The sequence below is a fragment of the Enterobacter sp. RIT637 genome (assembly GCF_019718755.1).
Lineage (GTDB): Bacteria > Pseudomonadota > Gammaproteobacteria > Enterobacterales > Enterobacteriaceae > Enterobacter.
The window spans coordinates 1-529 of the sequence record NZ_JAIHAZ010000175.1 but is presented as its reverse complement, the minus strand read 5'-3'; the positions used below and the strand labels follow the sequence as shown (position 1 = coordinate 529).

Sequence of the window (529 nt, the reverse complement as noted above, 5' to 3'; positions counted from 1 at the left end):
GCATTGATGGCTTCTAGCAGCTGGGCTTTATCACCGTATTTGCTGGCGACGGACCCTTTCTGGTCAAACTCACCGAGATCGAAAAGATCGTAAGAGTCATATACGACGGAATACCCGCCCGATGCGCCTTTGCAAGCCGGAGGCAGCCAAATCATGTTGATGCCGATCTCGTTGAGATTGGGTGCCAGTGCAGTGACTTCCTGCCACAGCTCACCGCCTGTGGGGTAATACCAGTGAAAACATTGTAATAGAGTGGGGTTTTTCATCTTCCGTGCTCCAGAATGAGGACACAGAGAGTATGGTCGAGAAGAAAAGAATTAGCGGGTGAAATACGAAATTTCATTCACCCGCCAGGGCCACCGTCAATCTAGAGATCGTTGGGTAAAAGGATATTGCCTGATAGACGTCCATAGGTCGCATTAAGATTATGTTGTCGGGAGGTTTGCCCAACCAGAGCTTTTAACTCTTCCATACGCTGATGCAATAACGCTTTGAGTTCCACCTCATTGCTGAGGATCTGTTTCAGAAT

1 protein-coding gene and 1 pseudogene are annotated in these 529 nt (G+C 48.4%); both read right to left on the bottom strand.

Going from position 1 to position 529, the window contains the following annotated elements:
* Nucleotides 1-266: pseudogene (locus tag K5E19_RS23855) on the bottom strand (alpha-amylase); the annotation flags it as partial.
* Between the two features lie 101 nt (nucleotides 267-367).
* Nucleotides 368-517 (bottom strand): flagellar protein FliT, encoded by a 150-nt coding sequence (fliT, locus tag K5E19_RS23850; protein WP_311775534.1) that lies wholly within the window; start codon nucleotides 515-517, stop codon nucleotides 368-370.
* Between the last annotated feature and the right edge of the window lie 12 nt (nucleotides 518-529).